This is a genomic window from Nostoc sp. 'Peltigera membranacea cyanobiont' 232 (genome assembly GCF_002245985.1).
In the GTDB taxonomy this organism is placed as follows: Bacteria; Cyanobacteriota; Cyanobacteriia; order Cyanobacteriales; family Nostocaceae; genus Nostoc.
Genome location: NZ_NOLK01000050.1, coordinates 32,501 through 54,848 on the forward strand (window position 1 = coordinate 32,501; position 22,348 = coordinate 54,848).

The window sequence follows — 22,348 nt, forward strand, 5'->3', positions numbered from 1 at the left end:
GCTTTGACGAAATCAGGGATCTATGGTTTTCAACGATCGCAAATTAAAAAAGCCTGCAATGGTGTAAGAACAACCTAAAGTCCAAAATCATTTATTGCCGTTGCCGTTACCACCATTGCCATTGCTGTGAATGACACGTTCAGCAAGCTTTTCCGGTACTTCCTGCAAATGGTCATATTCCCAGTGGAAGGAACCAACGCCAAGAGTGAGCGATCGCAGTTCTACAATAAAATTCTGCATCTCTGCTTGTGGCAAGTACGCAGAAACATTATCCCAGCTTTGCCAATCGTTTCTCCCCTCATAGCCTAAAATTTGCCCCCGTCTACCACTCAACAGTTGCAGCACTTTGGAGGTAAATTCGCTCGGCGTAGTCACTTCCACCCGCAGAATTGGTTCTAACAAGGTAGGTTCCGCTTGGGATATCCCCGTTTGCATAGCTAATCGGGCAGCTTGCTTAAAGGCTTGTTCGGAACTATCAACGTTGTGATACGAACCATTAGTCAGAGTTACCGCCAAATCCACTATTGGAAAGCCCAAAGGCCCATGTGTTAGAAATTCCCGCACGCCCATTTCTACCCCAGGAATATACTGTTTGGGAACCACACCGCCAACAATGGTTTCATTAAAGTTAAAACCTGTACCCCGTGCTAGGGGCTTGATTTCGAGAAAAACATCACCAAACTGTCCGTGGCCGCCGCTTTGGTGCTTATAGCGCCCATGCACTGAAACCACTGTTTTGCGGATGGTTTCTTTGTAAGGCACTTGTGGTAAGTGGGTTGTCATCGGTAGATTGTATTTGCGGCGCAGTCTGTCTAGGGTAACTTGCAAATGAATCTCACCTTGACCCCAAAGAATAACTTCGTGAGTATCGCCATGTTGTTCCCAAGCAAGCGAGCAGTCTTCTTCCAATAACTTGGTAATGGCACTGCTGAGTTTAACTTCATCGTTGCGCTTTTCTGGTGTAATGGCGAGGGCATACACTGGTTCCAACTGTACAGCTTTGGGTAATTCCATCACTGATTGCTGTTCTGTAGAGATTGTATCGCCTGTCTTAATTCCTTCTAAACGGCTCAATGCGACAATTTCACCAGCACTTACTTGGTTAACAAACTGCTGTTGTTGTCCCATAAGGCGGAAAATTCCACCAGTCCGAATACCATTGAGGACAATACCATCAGTTAATTTGCCCCGCCAAACACGCACGAGAGAAAGTTTGCCACCTTGGGGAGTGTAGTAAGTTTTTAATACCTGCGCTAAAGGTGTATCACCTTTTAAGTTTTTTAAACGACGTTCTGCTGTGGTTTCTGGTTCGGGGGCTTCTCGTAACAAGGCTTCTAACAGAGGTCTAACACCATAATCTTGTTCTGCCACACCAAAGAAAACGGGCACTACTAAATCTGCCCCTAATTCCATTTTTAAATCTTTGAGAATTTCCTCTTGGGGTGGTTCGATGTCTTCTAAAAGTTCTTCGAGTAAATGGTCGTCAAAATTTGCTAAGGTTTCGAGCATTTCTGCCCGTGCTATATGTTCTTCTTCTTTTAAACTTTCGGGGAAGGGAATGGGGTCAGCAGGTGCGCCTGGATGATATTTATATGCCTGTTCGCTCACCATATCGATAAAGCCGGTGAGTTGTTCGCCGTTCATGATGGGATATTGATGCGCTACCAGGGGACGGCTAGATACTGCTTTCAGGGCGTGTAACGTTTCTAAGACATGAATATTTGCCCGATCCATCTTGTTGACGAAGACGAGATGGGGAATTTCCCAATCGTCTAGGAATTTAAATAGAGGGGCGAGGGTGAGGACTCGTTCGCGGATGGGTTCGCAAACTACAATTGCTGCATCCACTCCGATTAAAGCATTGTAAGTTTCTTGGGCAAATTCTACGCTTCCCGGACAGTCAATAAAAGTAAAGCAAATGTCGTTATACTCAGTGCTAGCAGCGCTGACTTCTACACTCATTTGGCGATCGCGCGACTCGGCAGCACTATCTCCCACTGTATTGCTGTCTTTAACACTCCCTTTGCGAGAAATTGCCCCTGTGACAAATAACAAGCTTTCTAGTAAAGTAGTTTTTCCACTTAAATAAGGCCCGACAATTGCCACATTCCGCGAACCCGATTTTACTTTTTCGTTCATAAAACCTCCCTTGCGGTAAGTCTTTTATAACCGCATGATTCCGTATATATCAAGGGTTGAAGAAGAATCCAGCTATTCTGAATTTTATTCGATCAAAAAATGGTTCTCTGGAGTCAAGATTCCCCCTTCTTTAATTTTTTATTATCCTTCTTTTAATCGAAAGTGAAAAAAATGTAGCCCGTCGTCAGATTTATCTTAATAAAAGTTAATCTCAGTAAAGTTTAATAGCGAATCTAAAATTTTTGTAAATAACTTTTTATGAAGTAAATTTAACTGAAAGTGTTGCGAATCAGAAAATCAATGAGATTATCATTTTCTAAATATCCCATAGCAGGGTTAGTAAGTTTGAGTTTGTTGGTTGTTAGTATTCCATCGCCATCTTTTTCCCTTTCTCCCTCTTTCCCCTCAAAGCTGGCACAATCTAATGGTAAAACAGCCATAGACTACTTGAACCAAGGTTTACAGGCAATTCAGGCGGGAAAAGTACAAGATGCGATCGCAGCTTTTAAACAAGCAGCCAAGTTAGATCCAACATTAGCACCAGCGCACTATAATTTAGGGTTAGCATACCGACAAACGGGACAATTACAACCCTCTGCGGACGCATTTTATCGAGCAACGCAAGCCGATCCGAAATTTGCTCCAGCTTTTGCTAATTTAGGTGGTGCGTTGTTAGAAGGCAATAATTTACAGTTAGCTAACGATTACTTACAGCGATCGCTAGAACTCGATCCAAAACTCGGATTTGCTCACTATAACTTGGGGTTGGTACGAGAGCAACAAGGAGATTGCGAGAAAGCGATCGCATCTTTTAAAAAAGCCATAGAATATAGCAAAAATGCACCAGAACCTCCTTACCATATAGGGATGTGTTATCTCCACCAAGGTAAACTCGATCCAGCCAGGAGTGCATTTTATCAGGCATTAAAAATTAATCCTAAGTATCCAGAAGCTTACTACAATCTCGGCTCAATTTTTTTCCAACAAAGTAAATTACAAGAGGCATTAGAGGCTTTTAGAAAATCAGCCGAAGCTAACTCTAACTATCCCAACGCTTATTATGGTGCAGGGTTAGTTTTTATCCAGTTAAAGCAATATGGAGATGCAGTACAAGTTTTCCAATTTGCTAAAGATTTATACAATGCTCAGGGTAATCCCCAATGGGCAAAAAATGCCGAACAATTGTTGCAACAGGCACAAAAGTCAAATCAATGAATAGTGAATTGTCATTAGTCATAAGTCATTTCTCCTTTGTCTAAAAACTAATGACCAATGACTAATGACCAATAACTAATGACTAATGACTAATGACTAATGAGCAATGACCAATGACTAATGACTGATAAATTACCAACCTCGCTGAGGCACAAAAGCTTAATATTACATAACATAAAACTATTGGGTTGACTCGCTGGTGTGGTCTGAACTTGTCCCGATTGGAATGGAACCTACATGCAAAAGCGCCAGAAAAGTCGATTTTTATTTAGCGATCGCTGGCTCGATCGGCACTCAATTGTTCGTAACATGGAAGCCTTTCAAGACTTAATTGTGATTGTCTTGTGTTTGGGTTTGTTCGCCGTCATGCCGATCCAATTGTGGGGGATAGCTATCGCCCTCATCCAGCCACTAGACTATAAAAATATGACTGCAAAAATACTATTTGTGTTGATTTTAGTCGAGTTATTCCGACTATTAATGGTCTATTTGCAAGAACATAGTATTTCTGTAGGAGTGGCAGTTGAGGTAACAATTGTATCTTTACTGCGAGAAATAGTAGTTCACGGTGCGCTGGAAATTTATTGGGTTAATACACTTGCAATTTGTGGTTTGTTATTTGTTAACGCCACACATGGATTGTATGAGCGCGGACACTAAGCTTTGTCCGGTTGTGTATAGAGGAGGTAGGGAACGGCAAAATGATTTGGAATTACAGTATTCACGTCAATGTGATGAAAAGCAACCTCTTGGCTAAATTCTGATGAAAATGGGGAGTAGGGAGATAAGGTAGAATTTTCTTCCTTGTCTGTCCTATCTCCTGATTAATCTGTAAAGTAATGCTAGTTATTCATTTGAGCGATGCCGATGATAAGCTCTACTAAGAAACGAAGTTAAATTTCCAATCCAACTATTTTCGCGTTTTTAGGCTGAAAAATAATAGCAAGCAGAAAGTTTACTACTCAAAAGCTGCATTTATAATAAAAAATGGTTTGAGCGATCGCAGTGGGAAAGCTTTAAGCGATTTAAATTCAAATTTTTCACAGTTTTTCATATTGGAAAAGGCTTAAATCCTTTTTCAATCAGGATTTAAGCCGACTTCCTTCTAATCCGCGGAAAGTGACAAGAATTCTTTGAGTTGGACAGTAGTTATTTAATGAACAACAGTGGGGTAATTGATGCAACGTGACAGTTGTTTAAGGGTCACTCATCTACATCCGGGTTGGCAGAGTATTCCAACAGTTTACTAACCACGCTCTCGATAGCTTCTCGATCTGCCTCTTGAAACCTTAAATCCGGTGGGAATCGCCCTCACTAACTTGACCAATACCGCCAAACGTGGAGATGCGTCTGTTTCAGCATTAAAAAAGCAGATGGTTGTTACCATCTGCTTTAATAAAATATTCGTTATCTTCTTTACGTAGATACCAACTGATTAACTGGAGCAATGCCAGCCAAATCTAAAATTGGCGCGATCGCATCTTCTCGCTTCACCGCCATCATGTGGACACCTTGACATAATTGCCGCGCTATTTGCACTTGCTCGGCGGCAATTTTTATTCCTTCCTCAAAAGGATCTTTAGCTTTTGCCAATCTATCAATAATATGTTGGGGAATATTTACACCCGGAACACATCTATTAATAAACTGAGCATTCTTTGCCGATTTCAACAGAAAAATTCCTGCCAAAATCGGTTTTTTATAGCCAGCAGCAATTGTATCCATAAACTTTTCTAGAACATCAAAATCAGTAATCAACTGACTTTGAAAAAACTGCGCTCCTGCTTCGATTTTGCGTTCAAATCGACTTTGCAAACCCGACCAACTTTTACATTGCGGATCTACTGCTGCACCAACAAATAAATCTAACGCTCCATCAGTCAAAGGTTTCTCATTACAATCAACGCCTTGATTCATCTTCCGAATCAGTTGCAGAAGTCGCACCGCTTCCAAGTCAAAAACTGCTTTGGCATCTGGATGATCGCCTGCTTTTACTGGGTCGCCAGTCAACGCTAAAATATTACGAATACCTAAAGCATGAGCGCCCATTAAATCAGCTTGTAAACTAATGCGGTTGCGATCGCGGCAAGCAATTTGACAAATTGGCTCTATGCCATTTTGTGACAAAATCACTGATGCCATTAACGAGGACATCCGTAACACTGCACGACTACCATCAGTAACATTGACAGCATGAACCCTTCCCTTAAGAGTCGCTGCCATTTGAATCATGTGTGTTGGATCTCCCCCTTTCGGCGGTGCTACCTCAGCGGTAACTAGAAATTCACCTGCTTGTACAGCTCTCTGGAAGGCTGTGGAGCTATGGGTGTAATGCATAAAATTAAGAATTTCAATTTCTTAAATGGTATAGCAAATCACACCTAAAAGCGAAAGCCTATAGAGGAAGAGAATAGCCTAAAGCAGCTTTTACTTGTGATAAAGTTTGATTGGCGATCGCTCTAGCTTTTTCCCCTCCATCGCGCAACACAGACTCCAAATAGCTTTTGTCTGCCGTTATCGCCTGATACTTTTCTTGAATTGGTTTCAGGGACTCAATTATCGTGTCCGTCAACAATGGCTTAAATTGTCCCCAGCCCATATCCTGACACTCAACTGCGACATCTTCCTTTTTCTTTCCAACAAGCAATGTATACAGCGTCAACAAATTATTACACTCTGGACGCGCTGGATCGTCGAAAGTCAGCCCCCGAATCGGATCGGTTTTACAACGCTTAATTTTGTATTGAATCTGTTCTGGTGAATCTAGCAAACTGATTCGGCTTAAGTCAGAAGGATCGGACTTTGACATTTTGCGTGTACCATCCGCTAAACTCATCACCCTTGCCCCTTCCTTACGAATCAAAGGGTCTGGTAACTTCAGCACGGGCTGATCTGGTTTACCAAATTGGTGATTTAACCGAGCTGCAATATCTCGTGTCAATTCTAAGTGTTGCTTTTGGTCTTCACCCACTGGCACTTTATCGGCTTGGTAAAGCAAAATATCAGCCGCCATTAGCACAGGGTAATCCAATAAACCTGCACTCACATTTTCTCCCTGCTTTACAGCCTTTTCCTTGAACTGGATCATATCTTGCAGCCAGTTTAGAGGTGTAATGCAGTTGAGCAACCAGGTGAGTTCGCTGTGGGCTGAAACGTGAGATTGGACAAAAATGGTGGAGTGATTTAAATCAAGACCACAAGCTAAATACAGAGCAGCAAGAGTATAAGTATCAGCCGCTAACTGTTTTGGGTCATGTGGTACTGTAATCGCGTGTAAGTCAGCCACAAAGAGGTAATTTTCGTATTCGCTCTGACCTTCTACCCAGTTGCGAATGGCTCCTAAGTAGTTACCTAGATGGTAATTGCCCGTTGGTTGAACTCCAGAAAGAACACGTTGCTTGCCCATAAATTTCACTCTAGTTATCTCAATTCTGCACTATGCAAAGTGGCGATGTCTGGTGACAAGTCGCTTCTGTGTAGGAGTATGCGCCTACGCAAAACTCATTTAATTTTGACATTTTCCAGGTCAACTCGCCGTTCCGAGATGAAGATTTTAACTCAATCTCGGATTGCTATAGAAACTCTTAACGAAGGAAAACGACAACTTAGTGAAGTAATGACACAAGTTTGTGTGCTAATGATAGCTTGTAAGGTGGCTACTTACTGTAGTCTCAATACAAAGCCATTGTTTGTCGATACATTAACAATGCAGAAGGTTGCGTTCAAATAACACAGCAATGCTGTTACCTACTGCGTGGTCTATTTGCCTGAAAATAGCTGTGATTTACAGAAAAAAAATTTAAGTTTTTGTCAGATAAAGTAGCACTAATCTGGAAATTGTGAATTAATTTTTCCACCCTAGTGACTTTACTGATGAAAGCTTGACTACTCTAATTCCATAATGGAATGACACTAAGTAGACTGGGTGTAGAGTGAGAGAAAAATAGAAATAAGTGCAAACATCAATAAATATTTGACTCACTACACCCAATACCATAAATAGCCTTGATAAACCAACTTTCCTTCTAAAGCTTTTCTCACACTGCTTTTTTGCAGCCGCTTGTGTTTGAATTGGACTTTTTATATTCTATGAAGCGAATTGTGCCAAGATATCCCTGTAGTGTTAGTGCTGGCAAGGGTGGGCATTATGCTGTCCGCAGGCTTAACTGCGACTAGGATGTAGTGCATTTGTATTTTGAAGCTTAAGGACGTTAGAAGACGAATGAAGCAGTACTCTCAGCTGACGATGATTTCTTACATAATAGGCCCTACTTTGATCGTGATGAGTCATTTAGGATCGCTAATCATTATTTTTACTGGCTTATCGTGGGGTGCTGCCTTGTGGGCCGTGTTGTTATATGTAATACGAATGCTTGCAACTACTGGCATCTACCATAGGCTACTCACCCACAAGAGCTACCAGGCTCCAACGTCAGTTCTATGCGTTGGAAGCATCGTGGCTGCTTCAGCTGGGCAGATGGGGCCAAGTTGGTGGAAAGCTCACCACATGGCCCATCATCAATCCTCAGACCAAGAAAAAGATCCTCATTCCCCTTATCTACCTTTCAAGGGAATCAAAGGATTCTGGTGGTCTCAGGCTGGATGGTTATTCTCCCCACAGTTTTTTCCCTCAAAGCTTCCCACGGATGTTGAGAGTAACGTGGTTTTAAAGATTATTGACCGTTTGCACTTTATTCCTACCGTTGCTCTTGGTGCTATCTCTTACTACATTGGCGGAACTGAATATCTCGGCGCTTTTTTCCTCAGCACAACTGTCCTTTTCCACGGTGTCGCCACCGTCAACTCACTTAGCCACATACTTGGCGAGCAACCGTTCATAACCAACGACCATAGTAGGAACTATTGGCTTGTCGCATTTTTGACCCTGGGTGAAGGCTGGCATAATCTTCATCATGCATTCCAGTCGTCAGCTCGGCATGGCATAACCGTGCGAGAGGGCCAGGTTGCTTATCTTCCTGACCCAACATTTTGGTTCATAAGAATGCTTGAGTTCCTGAAGCTAGCGTCAAAAGTTAGAGTCCCTTCTGAAACAGAACTTCTTACCCGTGCCAAAAACCGAAACGGTCAGAACTTAGTGTTCCAGGCTGAAGCAAAGACATCTGTCTGAATATTTCGGTTGGTAAATTGGTCAAACTAAATGATGGGGAATGTAATTGACACTATGTTATTCAACCCCTATCAGGGGAAACTCTAGCTTTATCCGCTTAAGAATGAACCATTAAAAATTGACCATTACCATTATATTCTCCATCACAACTAGCAAAATTGCGAATAAACCATATCAAATAAAACCTCCATATCCGGCGAAACTTGGCATAGTCCATGCCATAGTTTAATGTTTTTATTGTTGTCTGATTGTCGTCAAAATTTCGTAACCAATTAGTTAGTGTTTTAGAGTAATTAAAGCCATTGATATACCATTGTTTAACTGTTTTGAGGTCTTGTTGATGGCTAGGAACAGCATTGTAATTCCAGTATCGACCGTGTGGAAAAATATATTTGTGGGTGTAAACGCTAGACATATTGTTAGGAATACGGACTGTGATGATGTGAATAAAAACTTTGCCATCATCCTTCAAGAACGAAGCTAATTTTTTAAAGGCTGCTGTTAAGTTACCAATATGACAAAAAACACCAATCGAGAGGATTTTATCAAACTTTGTCTCAAAATTTGCATTGTTCAAATCACCTTCATATAGGGTAAACCGATCTGAACTGAGATAACTTTCAGGATCTTGCATTTTGTGGCGTATATACTCACATTGCTCGTGGCTTAAATTAAGACCCGTAAACCTGACATTGGGAAACTTAGAAAGAATGTAATTAGGAACACATCCCCACCCGCACCCAAAGTCTAAGATATTGTCTCCATCCTGGATATCTAGTTTTTCAATCACATCATCAATCATCTGCATCTGCGATTGCTCAAGGTTTAATGCTCCTTTTTCCCACAATCCCATACTATACTTCGGATAAATGAGTTTCCCGTCCCCCAACATAGTATTCAGCATGGCTTGAGGCAAGTCGTACTGAATTTTCATTAGTTCCCGCGATCCTTCGGCGAGATGATCGGTTTCTTTTAATACCCATTCATAGGGTGCTAGGAGGGATGGGAAATACTGAAAGAAAATTGGCATACAGGTATCGAAGAGCGATTCTAGAACTGAATCAGGAACTTCTAATCCGTTAATATAAGCTTCTGCCACTGCCATTTGGACTGTGTTGACTACCTCAACAGCCCCACGAGTTACTTGGTATGCTAATGGGCTTTTGATATTTATATCTCCCACAACAGGGATATACTTTTCTATTTCTTGCAACAGAGTATCAGCAGTCATAGTCATACTCCTAAAAGCATTAAAAAACGCTACATGAGTATAATCTTTTAGATTTTTTCAGTTTTTAACACTAAAATGTAAGAAATTTTAACATTTATTTAGGAATATTTTTGAAGATACAATACGGGATTGAGCCGAGATATGAAACTGTTGGCTAAATATTTCTTACCTTTCTGCTAAACCCACTTGTCCTCCAATTAGCCCCAGGAACCCAGTTCCAAAGTGCTGAATCTCCAAAAAACTTGCTTGCTCAGGTGAGGTTTTATAAATCCGAAATGTCTTCATAATTCCCAAGGTGGCAGCACTTTCTAAAGGCCCAACAAAGCTTATATCGCGGTCGATAAAATAAGTTTGATTAGCCCATTGAGCCATTTGATTTGCATTCACAAAGTAGCAGCCTGCGTGAGGGTTGAGGGCACGACAAAAGGTAATTGGTGTATTCAGAATTGTACCCTTTAGTTCCTGTTGCTCCTGCACATTTTGAAAGGGAGCAGTTACTCGAAAAGCCAAATCCCCATCAATGTAAGCTTTGTGAACCAAACCGTGAGGGGAGACTTCATAACGATTTGGCTGGAGCAAATTTAAATCACCTGCTTGTTGGGTAAACCAGTTTAATTTGATAAAAAACCAAGGGTCATGGATAATTAGGTCATCTTCAAGGAAGCAGTAGTAATCATACTGACCAAGATAACTTTGCAGAACAGCTTGGCACTCAAATCCTAAAAGCAGAGGTTCTACATTAGTAGAATGATGCTTATATAAATGGGATGGCAAGGGAAGATGATTCAGAAGATGATTATCTTTGGTTGTACAAATAACAATATCTAGTTCGTGAGATTGAGGTTGATTAGCAGGGAAAGCTAGTCGTTGAGCAATGTTGACGATCCTTTGAGATTTGCCAAATAATTCGTGTAAGGCGGTAATGCTTTTAGTTAACGCCTGCAAGCGGGGTTGTGGGTCTTTGCGTTGAGAAGCATGACGACCCTCATTGCTAGGTTTAAAAAAATGGGCAATAGTAAAAATAATCCGCATTTTAAATATCGCTTTTATATTTCTCTGTTATTTGTCCTTTGTTAGTTGTAACTAATGACCAATAACTAATGACTAATGCCATCTAATGTTTGCCAAATCCTTTAGAAACTGACCGCTTTTTCAAACTCTCAGAATTTTTTCCAGCAAACATCCATTGTAAATGCTGTGGTAACAGTTTCGCTAAATCATAACGCTTCAGAATTGTCTCTCGCGCATTCGCACGAATTCCGTTCATTTCTTGGGGATGATTCAGTGCCTCTTCAATCCGATTAGCAATGTTTTGGGGAGAAAAGAAATCTACTAGCAGTCCATTTACTCCATCTTGTACAACTTCTAATACTGGCGAAGTCTTAGAAGCTATTAGTAAACATCCTGCTGCCATTACTTCTAACATTGACCAAGATAAAACAAAAGGACGGGTTAAATAAATATGAGCAGAAGAAGCTTGTAAAACCTGAAGGTACTCATTGTAAGGAAGCCTATCTGTAAAGTGCAGCCTCGATAAATCCAAAGATGATTTTAATTTTTCTAGCATTAATTGTTTATAAGTCTGACCATCGGGGAGATTCTTCCCATAAGCCACCCGATCTTCTCCTACAACTACTACATGGCACTGAGGTCTTCGCTGCTGAATTAGCGCTACCGTTTCCATAAACTGCGGAAAACCTCTATAAGGTTCCATCCCGCGTCCTACATAAGTTACCAACTCTTCCACATGGGAAAGATCCAGATTTATTCTTGGTAAAACTAACTTTGCGCCTGGTTTGGGAACAAAAAAATTGGTATCAACACCATCATGAATAACAGTGAGTTTGCTATGATATTCTTTGGGAAATTGCTGTCGCTGCCAATACGTCGGAGAAAGACCGCGATCGCAGCTATATAAATCAGTCAAAATCGGTGTATTTTTCACGCGGATACGGCATTCATCATCAGCATTCAGTGGTTCATTGGGATCAAAATCTGCATCCGAACCGTGAGCGTGATAAAACCACTCGAAATAACACAATAATTCTGCTTTGGGAAAAACATCTTTCATAAATAAAGTTGGCCCCCAACCAGAATGGCCATAAACTATATCTGGAACGAAACCCTCGGCTTTTAATTTTTCTGCCACGCGATAGACAGCCTGGGCGGTAAGAACAGCATTTTCCAGGCTGCGGACATAATGGTGGGTTTGGAGAGCAGCTTCACGAGAAGGAGTATAAATAGCTTTATAAACCCCAGGTATTTCCCCTTCACGACGATTTGTCCCAAAGACAACTTGACAATTAGGATCTTTACCTAAAACTGTCGCTAGGTTACGAAATTGCGAGGGGAAATTGGGATGTAAAAATAAGATTTTCATGGGAATAATCTTGATTAATTTATTGCCAAATAAAATAAATTAAAACAATCTTTTTAAGATTATAAGATTATTTTTCACGATTTTTAGCAAGAAAATTTAGGGAAATGGTTGCCCGTAAATGTGAAAATAAGTGCAAATTCGTGTTATTACAATGAAATTTCTTGGCATTGATTTAGGCTGGCGATCGCAACCAAGTGGACTATGCTGTTTAGAATGGATAGATGGACAACTGCAACTCCTCGATCTAGACCGCAAAGAAGCCATTGCAGATATCCTCACCTGGATCGATCAAAGCGTGCAACCAAAGGAACCAGCTATCATCGCCGTAGATGCACCTACCCTCATACCCAACGCTACCGGGAGTCGCCTCCCCGACAAACTTAGCCACAAATACTTTGGCAAATATCATGCGGGATGCTACCCAGCTAATCAAAACCTACCCTTTGCCGATCGCACCATCAACTTTGGCTTAGAATTAGAATCACGCGGTTTTGCCCACGCACCCACCATTGAACCGCAAAAACTTAGCAGATATCAAATAGAAGTTTTTCCCCACCCAGCGATCGTTAACCTATTCAACTTAGAACGCATCCTCAAATACAAAAAAGGACGACTCAGTGAGCGTCGCCTAGAACTAATCAAACTCCAAAATTATCTTCTCGATATCCTCCCCTCCTTCTCTCCCCCTCTGCGCCTCTGCGGTTCGTTTCCTTCCGAAATTCCCACCACAGGCACAGCCCTCAAAGCAGTTGAAGATAAACTAGATAGCTTGATTTGCGCTTATGTTGCCGCTTATTGGTGGTATTGGGGAGAAGAACGTAATTTAGTATTAGGCGATCGCACCACAGGCTACATTATCATCCCTCAAAGAATTTGAGCAAAGGCTTTCTCGACAAGAATTGCGATCGCTTACCAAAACGACTTGCATTGAGCAATGGAATGCGAGATGCTAAAAATAGCACCCCGCAAATCGGATTGCTTGGCGATCGCCAAGCGCTAATAAAGATTAAACAACCACAAAATTGTTGTTGGTTAGTGACAATCCACTAGATAGTTGTGCAAATTTTACCTGAGTAAACCCAGCCGCACTGCCATCTTGGTCGAAGAACAATGCACCTGTAGCACTGTTATAAATAAATCGTTGATTGCTTGTCGTTGCAGATGTTCCAAGGGTAAACTGGCTTTTCTGAAGTGAACCTATTGATAACCCGCCACCAAAACCATCAGCCGATACCTGAATCTGTCCATGATTGGTGTTGAAATTAAAAATAGTATCAACGCCTTCATTGTAACTATTGAAAGCAAAGGTATCAGTAGGGTTTGGGTTTCCAGCATAGATGGTATTTCCCCCATAGAGGGTATCATTACCATAGCCTCCTATGAGGATATCATTGCCAGCACCACTTGTGAGGATATCATCGCCATTACCACCAATGAGTGTGTTATTACCAGTGGCATTAGAGGCTGTGAGAATATCATTACCATCGCCACCATCCAATATCTTATCGCCTGATGAAGCCAAAACACTTAAGTAATCGTCACCAGCGCCACCTTTGAAGGTATCATTGCCATATTGGTCTCCGTAGATCGTATCATTGCCATTGTTTCCCACAATATTGTCATTGTAGTCTGTGCCCATGATACTGAATTGTTCGATATTCTTATAGGTAACGCTATTCGTGCCTGCCGTAATTGAGCCAACATTAGTAGTGGTATCGAATGTTGTTGTGATTCCTGCGGCAGAATCGTAGTAATCGAGTCCTAAGTAATCGTTACCTCTCCCTCCATCGATCGTATCATTGCCACCATTGCTTATATAAAACGTATCGTTACCATTGCTCCCCACAATATTGTCATCGTAGGCTGTGTCTGAGATATTGAATTGTTCGATATTTTTGTAGCTAACGCTATTCGTGCCCGCCGTAATTAAACCAATGTTAGTAGTGCTATCGAATGTCGTTGTGATTCCTGCGTTAGTATTGTAGTAATTGACTCCTAAGTAATCGTTACCTGCCCCTCCATCGATCGTATCATTGCCACCATCGCCCGTGGAGAGTGTATCGTTACCATTGCTCCCCACAATATTGTCATCGTAGTCTGTACCTGAGATACTTAATTGTTCGATATTCTTGTAGCTAACGCTATTCGTGCCCGCCGTAATTAAACCAATGTTAGTACTGGTATCGAATGTTGTTGTGATTCCCCCAGTAGCATAGGTATAATCTACGGACAACAAATCGTCACCCTTACCCCCATCGATCGTATCATTGCCACCACCGCCCGTGGAGAGCGTATCATTACCATTGCTCCCCACAAGATTGTCATTGTAGGCTGTACCTACGATATTTAATCGTTCGATATTCTTGTAGCTAACCTGATTTGTGCCTGCTGTAATCGATCCAGTTTTAGTAGTAGCATTGAAAGTTGTTGTAATTCCTTCGGTAACATAGGTGTAATCGGCAGACAACAAATCATCGCCTTTACCCCCATCCATCGTATTATTGCCACTAGTGAAGTGAGCGTTGGGATCATTGCCACTAGTGCCCCCAGAGAGGGTATCATTGCCATCACCTCCAAAGAGCAGATTATTGCCTTCTGAATTGTTAACATTCAAGTAATCATCACCAGCACCACCCTTGAGGGTGTTATTGCCTGTTGTATAACTAGCATCCAAGTAATCATCACCAGCACCACCCTTGAGAATGTTATTGCCTGTTGTATAATTAGCATCTAAGGTATCCTCACCAGCACCACCAATGAGCGTGTTATTGCCAGTGCCATAAATTCTCCCAAATTCTCCAAATTCGTAGTCGTGCAGGCCAGAAACGGAGAGATAATCATTACCAGCGCCACCTGAAAGCAGATTATCACCTGTTGAATAAATAGCATCCAAGTAATCATCACCAATGCCACCATTGAGGATGTTATTGCCTGTTGAATAACTAGCATTCAAGGTGTCGTCACCAGCGCCACCATTGAGGGTGTTATTGCCAGAGATAGAATTGCCAAATAAAATTTCGCCTCCTCGGATCGAGCTGTAGTCACCAGAGGCAAAGAGAAAATCATTTCCATCGCCACCAATGAGCAGATCGTTGCCTTTTGAATTATTAAGATTCAAATTATCATCGGCAGTACCATAAGCGATGGAGTTATTGCCTGTGTTACCAATGAGCGTGTCATTCCCCGCACCACCAATGAGCGTGTCATTCCCCGCACCACCTCTCAGTAAGTCATTGCCACTTTTGCCATCGATTTTGTCATCACCCCCCTGACCATTTATGACATCATCTGAGTTATCAAAGCCGTTAACATTATTGTTCAGGTCGTTAAGGAAGGTGACTGTATTCTTATTGAAGATAGTACTTTGGGTAGAGTTGGCATTGAAAACATCAAAGCTATCTGTGATGGTAGTTTGCCCATAAAACAGGATATTGCCCAAGTTTACACTCGCTCCAGTGGATTTGCTGAGGTTATCCAGATTTTCCAAGGCAAAGTTTTGCAGAATGACTTTGGGAGTAGGGTCGTCTTGATAGTAGTCTGCATTTGCAAAGGTGATTTCCAGATTGTTGCCATTCTGGGTCAGGAGCGTATTTTGGGCAGTTAAGCGACTATCGCCCTGAAAATTTAGAGTGTCCACTTCAGCAATGACTGCTGCTGTTGGGTGTGTTCCTTTACCTACGCCACCAAAATCGGTGATGATATCGATATTATTGATGATGTAGTCATAAACAAATTCATCATTGCCAGCACCACCAGTTAGGGTGTTGTTACCCCCGTTACCTGTGATGGTATCGTTCCCTGCTTTACCGTTAATTGTGTCCGCTTGATAAGTACCCAGTAGGTTATCATTACCGTTGGTTCCAATGATATTTGCCATAACTTTTATCTACCTAAATCTAGCTTTTCAGTAACTTCCGTTATCAACATGGACTTTATTGCTATTTCTGGGCACAAAAATTAACCAGGATTTTAAGTTTCTGCCATACTTCTACATCATCTTTAATTAACACTAGTGTTTATCAAAGATTCATCCTGAGAATGGCTTTTACCTGACACTATCTAAATCTATCTGAAAACTATCTAAGCCTTAAGCGCTGTACAAACTAATGAGCGTCTGTATTTAGGATTATCAGTTATTTCAGACTAAATTAATTATCCTTGTTCAGTAAAAATCATTGAACAAGGATGATTAAAGAATCTGACGATTGAATGCCTGGAATTTATACTTGGTATTTGGTTTCTTGCCAGCGTCTAAGTCTTACTAGAAGAGAAAATATTCAACTTTTGATCGGCAAAGAGATTTTTATACCCCCCTTGTGGACAATTCTGTTTAGATGTCTAGCTTGAAAATAGAGAACATCTAAATAACCAAACACTTACCATATACTACTGTATTTACTTAGCTATTTTTGCTTTTACCCGCATCTTTGCATATTCTTCACATTATTTGCTGATAAATTTACGTAAAAATATTTTTTGTGTACTATTAATATTTTGATTGTCAATCAAAGCTATTACAGATTGGTATAACGTTTGTAAACCAAGAAATCCACATTCGCAGACATTAGTACTTATAGCTCCAAAGTGCGGATCGCTCAAAGCTTAAGAAGCTGACTTTTGTGATTATTCCAGTCAAATTACATTTTCCTTATAATTACGAGGAATTATAGCAATAATTATTTTTTGGGCGTGACTGCATCGCACAACAAAAGGCGTTGCTAAACTTAAATTAGCAACGCCTAATCTTGAGTATTTAATAACTACTCAGCCCTATTACTCTGCCCAAGCAATCAACCTTGGTTCATAAGCATTAGCCAGATTTTGATTCTTCGGCAATACACGCAAAGACAAGCCTTGCAAACCAGAAGCGGTATAGGTGATATTACCCGTGTAAATGCTCAATTGCTGTGAATCCTCACCTTGGTAATCCATCACCACTGTTACAGCGTTGACAATCTCACCATTGGCATCGATCGCACCTTGATATAACTCTACCTGCACATCTTCCTTGCTCAAAGTTGCTAAGTCAACCTTGGCAATGACCGCAACGGTTTGGTTAACCTCAATGTCGTCTGAAGCTGCCGATACGTCAACATCTTTGATTCTGATATTGAACCAGTGTTCGCTCAGTTTTTCTTTCCAAGCGGCTAGTTCTTTCGCTGGGGCATAGTTATCAACAGTCAGGGTATGATAGCGATCGCTAGCCGGGAAATAAGCTCTCCCAGCATATTCTCCTACCATCCTCGCTGTATTAAAGAAGGGACAATTCAACCGAATTGCATCCTTCATTTTGGCAACCCACGGACGGGGTAAGCCATCACTATCCCGGTGTTCGTAAAATAGCGGTACAACTTCCTTCTCAAGCAACTCGTAGAGCGCATTTGCTTCTACTTCATCTTGGTAGTTAGGATCGTCGTAATTCTCTCCATGTCCGATTGCCCAGCCTGTGCGGACGTAATCAGCTTCATCCCACCAGCCATCTAGTACACTTAAATTTGGCAAGCCATTCATTGCGGCTTTCATGCCACTAGTACCAGAGGCTTCTCGTGGACGACGCGGTGTATTTAACCAAATATCACAACCCGCAACCATCAACCGGGATATGTGAATGTCGTAATTGGGAACAAACACGACCTGTTTTTCTAAATGTTGTTCGCGGATAAAGTGATTGATATCGCGGATCAGTTCTTTACCGGGAATATCCTTAGGATGTGCTTTACCAGCAATCACGAATTGCACTTTCCGGTCTTTATTAGCCAGCAAAAGCCGCTTAATGCGATCCAAATCACGCATCCAGAGGGTGGCGCGTTTGTAGGTGGCAAATCGGCGGGCAAAGCCGATGGTGAAAGCGTAGGGATCTAAAACTTCTTGGGCTTGGATAATTTCGGAAGCAGAAGCGCCGCGATCGGTCAAATGTTTCACCAAATGATCCCGCACATACAAAATCATATCTAAGCGGCAGCGTTCGTGATTGCGCCACAACTCCTCATCGGGTATAGCGTCCATCCGCTCCCACAATGGGCTATCTGGTGGTGCTGATGACCAATTTGGGCCTAGATAGCGATCGTACAACTCTTGAGTTGATTTGGCAACACAACTCCGAGCATGGACACCGTTAGTAATTGCGGCGATCGGCACTTCCTCTACTGGCACTTTCTGCCACAAGCCTTGGAACATTTGCCGCGATACTACACCATGCAGTTGGGCGACACCGTTAGAAAATGTTGCCATTTTCAGCGCCAGCACCGCCATACTGAAAGGCCCTGATAAATCGCCTGTATTCTCGCGCCCCAATCCTAAAAATTGCTCTTTGGGCAATCCAAATATCTCTGCATAGTACCCCAGGTAGTGCAGCATTTTGTCGGGAGCAAACAAGTCAATTCCCGCCGGGACTGGTGTATGGGTAGTAAAAATGTTACTAGAAGCTACCACCTGTTTAGCTTGAATATAACTCAGCCCTTCTTCCTGAATCAGCAAGCGGATGCGTTCTAAAGCAGAGAAGGCGGCGTGGCCTTCATTCATGTGGTAGGCGGTAACTTTCAGCCCCAAAGCTTTGAGCATTTGCACACCACCAATCCCCAGCATAATTTCCTGGTGGATACGCATATCGATGTCGCCACCGTATAGCTGGTCTGTGATGTCGTGGTCGTAAGTGTTGTTGGGTTCGATATTGGTGTCCAGCAGATACAGAGGAACTGTTCCCACCTGTACGCGCCAAACTCTCGCATACACCTTGCGTCCGGGATAATCTACCGCAATCCGCAGTTCTGAACCATCGGCATTGCGCTCTAGATGCAAGGGCATATTATAGAAATCGTTGAGCAGATAGCGTTCTTGCTGCCAGCCATCAGCGTTGAGGTATTGGGCAAAGTAGCCTTGCTGATACAGCAAACCTACACCCACAAGTGGTAGCCCCAAGTCGCTAGCAGATTTGAGGTGATCCCCCGCCAGAACACCCAAGCCTCCAGAATAGACGGGTAAACAATCGACAAGTCCAAATTCCGCCGAAAAATAGGCGTAGCATTCTTTTGGTTGATCTTCCCGTTGTTTTTGATACCAAGTGCGCTCTTGCAAATAATCGTCTAACTGACGGTCAGCCCGATCCATTTGCGCTAGAAAGCCTTCATCTTCGACAACTTCCAAAAGCCGCGATTGGGAGATAGTACCGAGCATTAACACTGGGTTGTGATGGCTAGACTCCCACAGGTCAGAGTCTAAGCGACGGAATAAATCTTTAGTATCAACGTTCCAATCCCAGTGCAAGTTATATGATAACCGCCGCAGTGGTTCGAGTCGCGGTGGTAGTGAAGGAGATACGTTAAATGTGCGAATTGGCTGCATAGGTTGGCAAAACTCCAAGTTTAGTTATGGTTATTGTTTACTGTCTTTACCAATGTTGCCAATTCTTTATACTGTAGTTTGTGAAAAAGCGATGACTTTGTTAAGCATTGAGAATTTTTTTAACATCGTTGCTAAAGTTGACACCAAGGTGTTTCTAATTCTGTGCGTTACTTTCAGCCATGTACTTGGTATATTAAAATTTAATCATTGAGTGGCATATATCACTTAAAAAAATCTAGTTTTAAAGAAATAATTTATATTTATTTTAGTATTGCTTCCGGGGATCAGTTCTATGGTCTTGGCTGAGGGTGAAAATTTATCGTAGCTGTTGCCAGAAAAATGAAATTTTTAATTATTTTTTAATAAAATTGCGCTGATAAAGAAGCAGTTATGATTCTTATGTTAAAGTGAGTTCCAGGAGAGGCGATACCAAATAGCCTGTCGTGGACATCAATTAAAATGAGATTAAAAAATTATACCAAGCAGTTAACTAGGAAAAGCGATGCCTGGGGCGGGCTACGCCTACACTAACGACTTGGTATAATTTTTGATACTAAATCAGGAAAATAACTTTTTAGCGTGTTATTTTACGCGCCTAGTGAAGGCTGATCTTTGGTATTTTTTGTCATTGATAAAGCTACAGCTGCTGCATAAGCAATCTCTGCTGCCATTTGATAAGCAAGTTTGATACTTGATGAAGCGTCTTTGGCTTTAGGAGAGAGAGAAGCTTTTTTTCGGCGCGACTCTTGTTTTACACCGCCTGCTGCAATAGCTCGCTGTAACACGATCCAGGCATCTAGGTCTTCTGAGTCATAATTACTTTGAAGTTGCGATCGCAGTTGATCTTCGGCTACAACACTCAGATAGCCGGTAGTTAGAGCTTCTTGGACAATTTCTTTAATTAAAGCCATAATTTGAACCAAGTGTGTGAGTTAAAACCGATACCTAAATGTGGGTATTTGATGTTATTTGATGTTATTTTGTGAACTTCTCCTAAAAACTAAGCTACGTTTTAGCTTTCCTTCAATAAAATTTATAATGAGTAGTACCAAGCACGCATCACCCGCTTGGCTCACCCGAATGGGTGATTTACAAATTTTCATATTGTGAGTAATAGGAAGAGAAAAATTTTGAGCCTTTTGGCTTTTAACGAAGATGTTGTCATAAGTATAGTAGATATCATTCTGACTTTAACGCCCAATCAGAAAATTACTTGGACAATCAACGGTAGAAATACAGACAAAAATGGCAAGTAACCGCTAAGAGCATTTTTAAAATTACCATCCTCAATGAATTTTAACTAAGTGTATAAAATTATTTAAGAGTAGCATAGGCTTTGCCCGCAGCAGGCATCGCTCCAGTAAAAAAGTTAACTGATTGGCGCTATTTTCATCAACAATAAACTTGGAAATCAAATTATTTGAGAATGTTCCACTAAAAATAAAATGTGTTATCGTTAAAAACAATTGTTCTTAAAACGATTCATGTAATTACAAACATGAATTGGCTAGTCTGTAAATCATCCGTGTGCAACATGATTGGAGCAGCATACTCTAGAAATTCGTTGCAAGAAAGCCGTCATAGCAGTCGGGGAAGCGCTTACTTGTTTGCACCGATGGTTAACTTCAATGTGATGGCTGATGTGGGAGATAATCCACCCTAATTGGGTTTATTTGGGCAAAGATACCCGATAAAACCCAACAATAATTACATTGTCATGCTAGGCAGAAATTTTATCTAAATCTTTAAAATAGTCTAGTTAAATGTATTTTTTGTTGCAAAATAGCTTGTATAAATGAGTTGTTTCAAAAGACTAAAATTGCCTGAGAGAAAGTAGCTTCAAGGCAAACAACTTCATCCTTAGTTGCGTAACAAGCTTTTAAAATTTGCCGAATAACCGAAATTGTACCCTATCTAAACCAGCAAATTTACCCATCAGAAAATTTAATAGTCTGAGATTTGACTCTATAATGCACTGACATTGTTTTGTTAGTTGAGCCTGGTGAAAAAGAAGCAAAATTTTTACGGGTCTTAACTGGTACAAAAGCTTCTAACGAATCAATGTAATTGTGCATACCAGTTCAGTAACTATGGCGCACTTAAGTTCAAGAATTGCTCGCATAGTTAAAGCCAGACTCTAGTTTTCCAACATCTGGAAAACTATCTACAAATATGGGTAAATTTTGGTAATGCTGCCACTCATATAATGTATTATTAAATACAAAGTTACTGGATATTGGCAGAAGATTAGGATACAGGCAAAACAACTTTCAATACTGTCAACAACAATTAATTGAAGAGATATGTAGCCATGCATAACGAGGAATATTTTTCAAAATTGCAGCGCGTGCAAGAACTTGTAGTAACTACTGTGTTAGGAGATATTCCTACACTTCTTCTGGGCCCTAAGTTGCGTAATTTAGGATATCGGAGTATTTTTGCCCAAATAGACAGCCCAGTTTATATTCAAAATGGTGTTGAATTTAACGGTACTTCTTGTATTGAAATTGGCAGTGGAGTATATATTTTCAAGGGTGTACGGATGGATGCTAGAGGACACAAAAATAATAGAATTCATCTAGGAAATAGAGTAGCTATTGAGCGTAACGTTGATATAGGGTGTTTGGAAGATACGTGTATACATATTGATGAAGACACCTTCATTGCTCCCAACGTCTGTATTGAGGGGCCAGGAGACATTAAAATTGGTAAGCATTGTATGATTGCTGCCCACTCAGGGATATATGCTAATAATCATAATTTTGCCGATCCGATAGAGCCGATTAAATACCAAGGTGTTACTCGGAAGGGAATTGTGATTGAAGATGACTGTTGGCTAGGTCATGGAGTAACGGTATTAGATGGCGTTACTATCGGCAAAGGTAGTGTTATTGGTGCGGGAGCAGTTGTCAAT

15 protein-coding genes and 1 pseudogene are annotated in these 22,348 nt (G+C 41.3%); 7 read left to right on the plus strand and 9 right to left on the minus strand.

Annotated elements, in window-relative coordinates:
- Window positions 1-87: 87 nt before the first annotated feature.
- The gene (locus CDG79_RS18180) at window positions 88-2,139 is read right to left on the minus strand and encodes an elongation factor G (protein WP_094343379.1); all 2,052 of its coding nucleotides are present in this window, start codon (window positions 2,137-2,139) and stop codon (window positions 88-90) included.
- A 300-nt stretch (window positions 2,140-2,439) separates the two neighbouring features.
- On the opposite strand from CDG79_RS18180, the gene CDG79_RS18185 reads away from it, so the two are divergent.
- Both CDG79_RS18185 and CDG79_RS18190 read left to right on the plus strand, forming a co-directional pair.
- On the plus strand, window positions 2,440-3,354 hold the full coding sequence (locus tag CDG79_RS18185) for a tetratricopeptide repeat protein (protein ID WP_094343380.1): 915 nt from the start codon (window positions 2,440-2,442) through the stop codon (window positions 3,352-3,354).
- A gap of 237 nt (window positions 3,355-3,591) precedes the next feature.
- Window positions 3,592-4,111, plus strand: a pseudogene (locus tag CDG79_RS18190) (phosphate-starvation-inducible PsiE family protein).
- A gap of 659 nt (window positions 4,112-4,770) precedes the next feature.
- Here CDG79_RS18190 and CDG79_RS18195 read toward each other — a convergent pair.
- Window positions 4,771-5,691, minus strand: a complete 921-nt coding sequence (locus tag CDG79_RS18195; RefSeq protein WP_094343381.1) for a methylenetetrahydrofolate reductase — start codon at window positions 5,689-5,691, stop codon at window positions 4,771-4,773.
- 58 nt (window positions 5,692-5,749) lie between these two features.
- On the minus strand, window positions 5,750-6,760 hold the full coding sequence (trpS, locus tag CDG79_RS18200; RefSeq protein ID WP_094343382.1) for a tryptophan--tRNA ligase: 1,011 nt from the start codon (window positions 6,758-6,760) through the stop codon (window positions 5,750-5,752).
- Between the two features lie 78 nt (window positions 6,761-6,838).
- On the opposite strand from trpS, the gene CDG79_RS43800 reads away from it, so the two are divergent.
- The gene (locus CDG79_RS43800; RefSeq protein ID WP_143855510.1) at window positions 6,839-7,084 is read left to right on the plus strand and encodes a hypothetical protein; all 246 of its coding nucleotides are present in this window, start codon (window positions 6,839-6,841) and stop codon (window positions 7,082-7,084) included.
- Window positions 7,085-7,576: 492 nt separating this feature from the next.
- Window positions 7,577-8,482 (plus strand): acyl-CoA desaturase, encoded by a 906-nt coding sequence (locus CDG79_RS18210; protein WP_094343384.1) that lies wholly within the window; start codon window positions 7,577-7,579, stop codon window positions 8,480-8,482.
- Between the two features lie 97 nt (window positions 8,483-8,579).
- On the opposite strand, the gene CDG79_RS18215 is transcribed toward CDG79_RS18210, so the two are convergent.
- From CDG79_RS18215 to CDG79_RS18225, 3 genes are all read right to left on the minus strand, one after another.
- Entirely contained in the window at window positions 8,580-9,713 is a 1,134-nt protein-coding gene (locus tag CDG79_RS18215) for an SAM-dependent methyltransferase (protein ID WP_094343385.1), read from the minus strand.
- 165 nt (window positions 9,714-9,878) lie between these two features.
- Window positions 9,879-10,745, minus strand: a complete 867-nt coding sequence (locus CDG79_RS18220) for a hypothetical protein (protein ID WP_094343386.1) — start codon at window positions 10,743-10,745, stop codon at window positions 9,879-9,881.
- An 82-nt stretch (window positions 10,746-10,827) separates the two neighbouring features.
- A complete protein-coding gene (locus CDG79_RS18225; RefSeq protein ID WP_094343387.1) occupies window positions 10,828-12,093 on the minus strand; it encodes a glycosyltransferase family 4 protein in 1,266 nt (421 codons plus the stop codon).
- 151 nt (window positions 12,094-12,244) lie between these two features.
- On the opposite strand from CDG79_RS18225, the gene CDG79_RS18230 reads away from it, so the two are divergent.
- Window positions 12,245-12,970: a DUF429 domain-containing protein gene (locus tag CDG79_RS18230; protein WP_094343388.1), complete on the plus strand. Its 726-nt coding sequence runs from the start codon at window positions 12,245-12,247 to the stop codon at window positions 12,968-12,970.
- 129 nt (window positions 12,971-13,099) lie between these two features.
- On the opposite strand, the gene CDG79_RS18235 is transcribed toward CDG79_RS18230, so the two are convergent.
- The 3 genes from CDG79_RS18235 to CDG79_RS18245 form a co-directional block, all read right to left on the minus strand.
- Entirely contained in the window at window positions 13,100-15,970 is a 2,871-nt protein-coding gene (locus tag CDG79_RS18235) for a beta strand repeat-containing protein (protein ID WP_094343389.1), read from the minus strand.
- Between the two features lie 896 nt (window positions 15,971-16,866).
- Complete coding sequence (glgP, locus tag CDG79_RS18240) at window positions 16,867-19,434, minus strand: alpha-glucan family phosphorylase (RefSeq protein WP_094343390.1); 2,568 nt, start codon at window positions 19,432-19,434, stop codon at window positions 16,867-16,869.
- A gap of 587 nt (window positions 19,435-20,021) precedes the next feature.
- Window positions 20,022-20,345, minus strand: coding sequence for a hypothetical protein (locus tag CDG79_RS18245; RefSeq protein ID WP_094328346.1), 324 nt, complete (start codon window positions 20,343-20,345; stop codon window positions 20,022-20,024).
- Between the two features lie 587 nt (window positions 20,346-20,932).
- Between CDG79_RS18245 and CDG79_RS42455 the strand changes: the two genes are divergently transcribed.
- Together CDG79_RS42455 and CDG79_RS18250 are read left to right on the plus strand one after the other, a co-directional pair.
- The gene (locus CDG79_RS42455) at window positions 20,933-21,097 is read left to right on the plus strand and encodes a hypothetical protein (RefSeq protein WP_179063512.1); all 165 of its coding nucleotides are present in this window, start codon (window positions 20,933-20,935) and stop codon (window positions 21,095-21,097) included.
- Between the two features lie 648 nt (window positions 21,098-21,745).
- A partial coding sequence (locus CDG79_RS18250; RefSeq protein WP_094343391.1) for an acyltransferase occupies window positions 21,746-22,348 on the plus strand: 603 nt, incomplete at its 3' end.

What these genes read in the sequence shown, in the direction of transcription:
- CDG79_RS18195 (WP_094343381.1), bottom strand. Translation starts at nt 5,691, where the DNA reads ATGCATTACACCCATAGCTCCACAGCCTTCCAGAGAGCTGTACAAGCA.
- CDG79_RS18230 (WP_094343388.1), top strand. Translation starts at nt 12,245, where the DNA reads ATGAAATTTCTTGGCATTGATTTAGGCTGGCGATCGCAACCAAGTGGA.
- CDG79_RS18245 (WP_094328346.1), bottom strand. Translation starts at nt 20,345, where the DNA reads ATGGCTTTAATTAAAGAAATTGTCCAAGAAGCTCTAACTACCGGCTAT.
- CDG79_RS18225 (WP_094343387.1), bottom strand. Translation starts at nt 12,093, where the DNA reads ATGAAAATCTTATTTTTACATCCCAATTTCCCCTCGCAATTTCGTAAC.
- glgP (WP_094343390.1), bottom strand. Translation starts at nt 19,434, where the DNA reads ATGCAGCCAATTCGCACATTTAACGTATCTCCTTCACTACCACCGCGA.
- CDG79_RS43800 (WP_143855510.1), top strand. Translation starts at nt 6,839, where the DNA reads ATGCGCCTACGCAAAACTCATTTAATTTTGACATTTTCCAGGTCAACT.
- trpS (WP_094343382.1), bottom strand. Translation starts at nt 6,760, where the DNA reads ATGGGCAAGCAACGTGTTCTTTCTGGAGTTCAACCAACGGGCAATTAC.
- CDG79_RS42455 (WP_179063512.1), top strand. Translation starts at nt 20,933, where the DNA reads ATGAATTGGCTAGTCTGTAAATCATCCGTGTGCAACATGATTGGAGCA.
- CDG79_RS18180 (WP_094343379.1), bottom strand. Translation starts at nt 2,139, where the DNA reads ATGAACGAAAAAGTAAAATCGGGTTCGCGGAATGTGGCAATTGTCGGG.
- CDG79_RS18185 (WP_094343380.1), top strand. Translation starts at nt 2,440, where the DNA reads ATGAGATTATCATTTTCTAAATATCCCATAGCAGGGTTAGTAAGTTTG.
- CDG79_RS18220 (WP_094343386.1), bottom strand. Translation starts at nt 10,745, where the DNA reads ATGCGGATTATTTTTACTATTGCCCATTTTTTTAAACCTAGCAATGAG.
- CDG79_RS18210 (WP_094343384.1), top strand. Translation starts at nt 7,577, where the DNA reads ATGAAGCAGTACTCTCAGCTGACGATGATTTCTTACATAATAGGCCCT.
- CDG79_RS18215 (WP_094343385.1), bottom strand. Translation starts at nt 9,713, where the DNA reads ATGACTGCTGATACTCTGTTGCAAGAAATAGAAAAGTATATCCCTGTT.
- CDG79_RS18235 (WP_094343389.1), bottom strand. Translation starts at nt 15,970, where the DNA reads ATGGCAAATATCATTGGAACCAACGGTAATGATAACCTACTGGGTACT.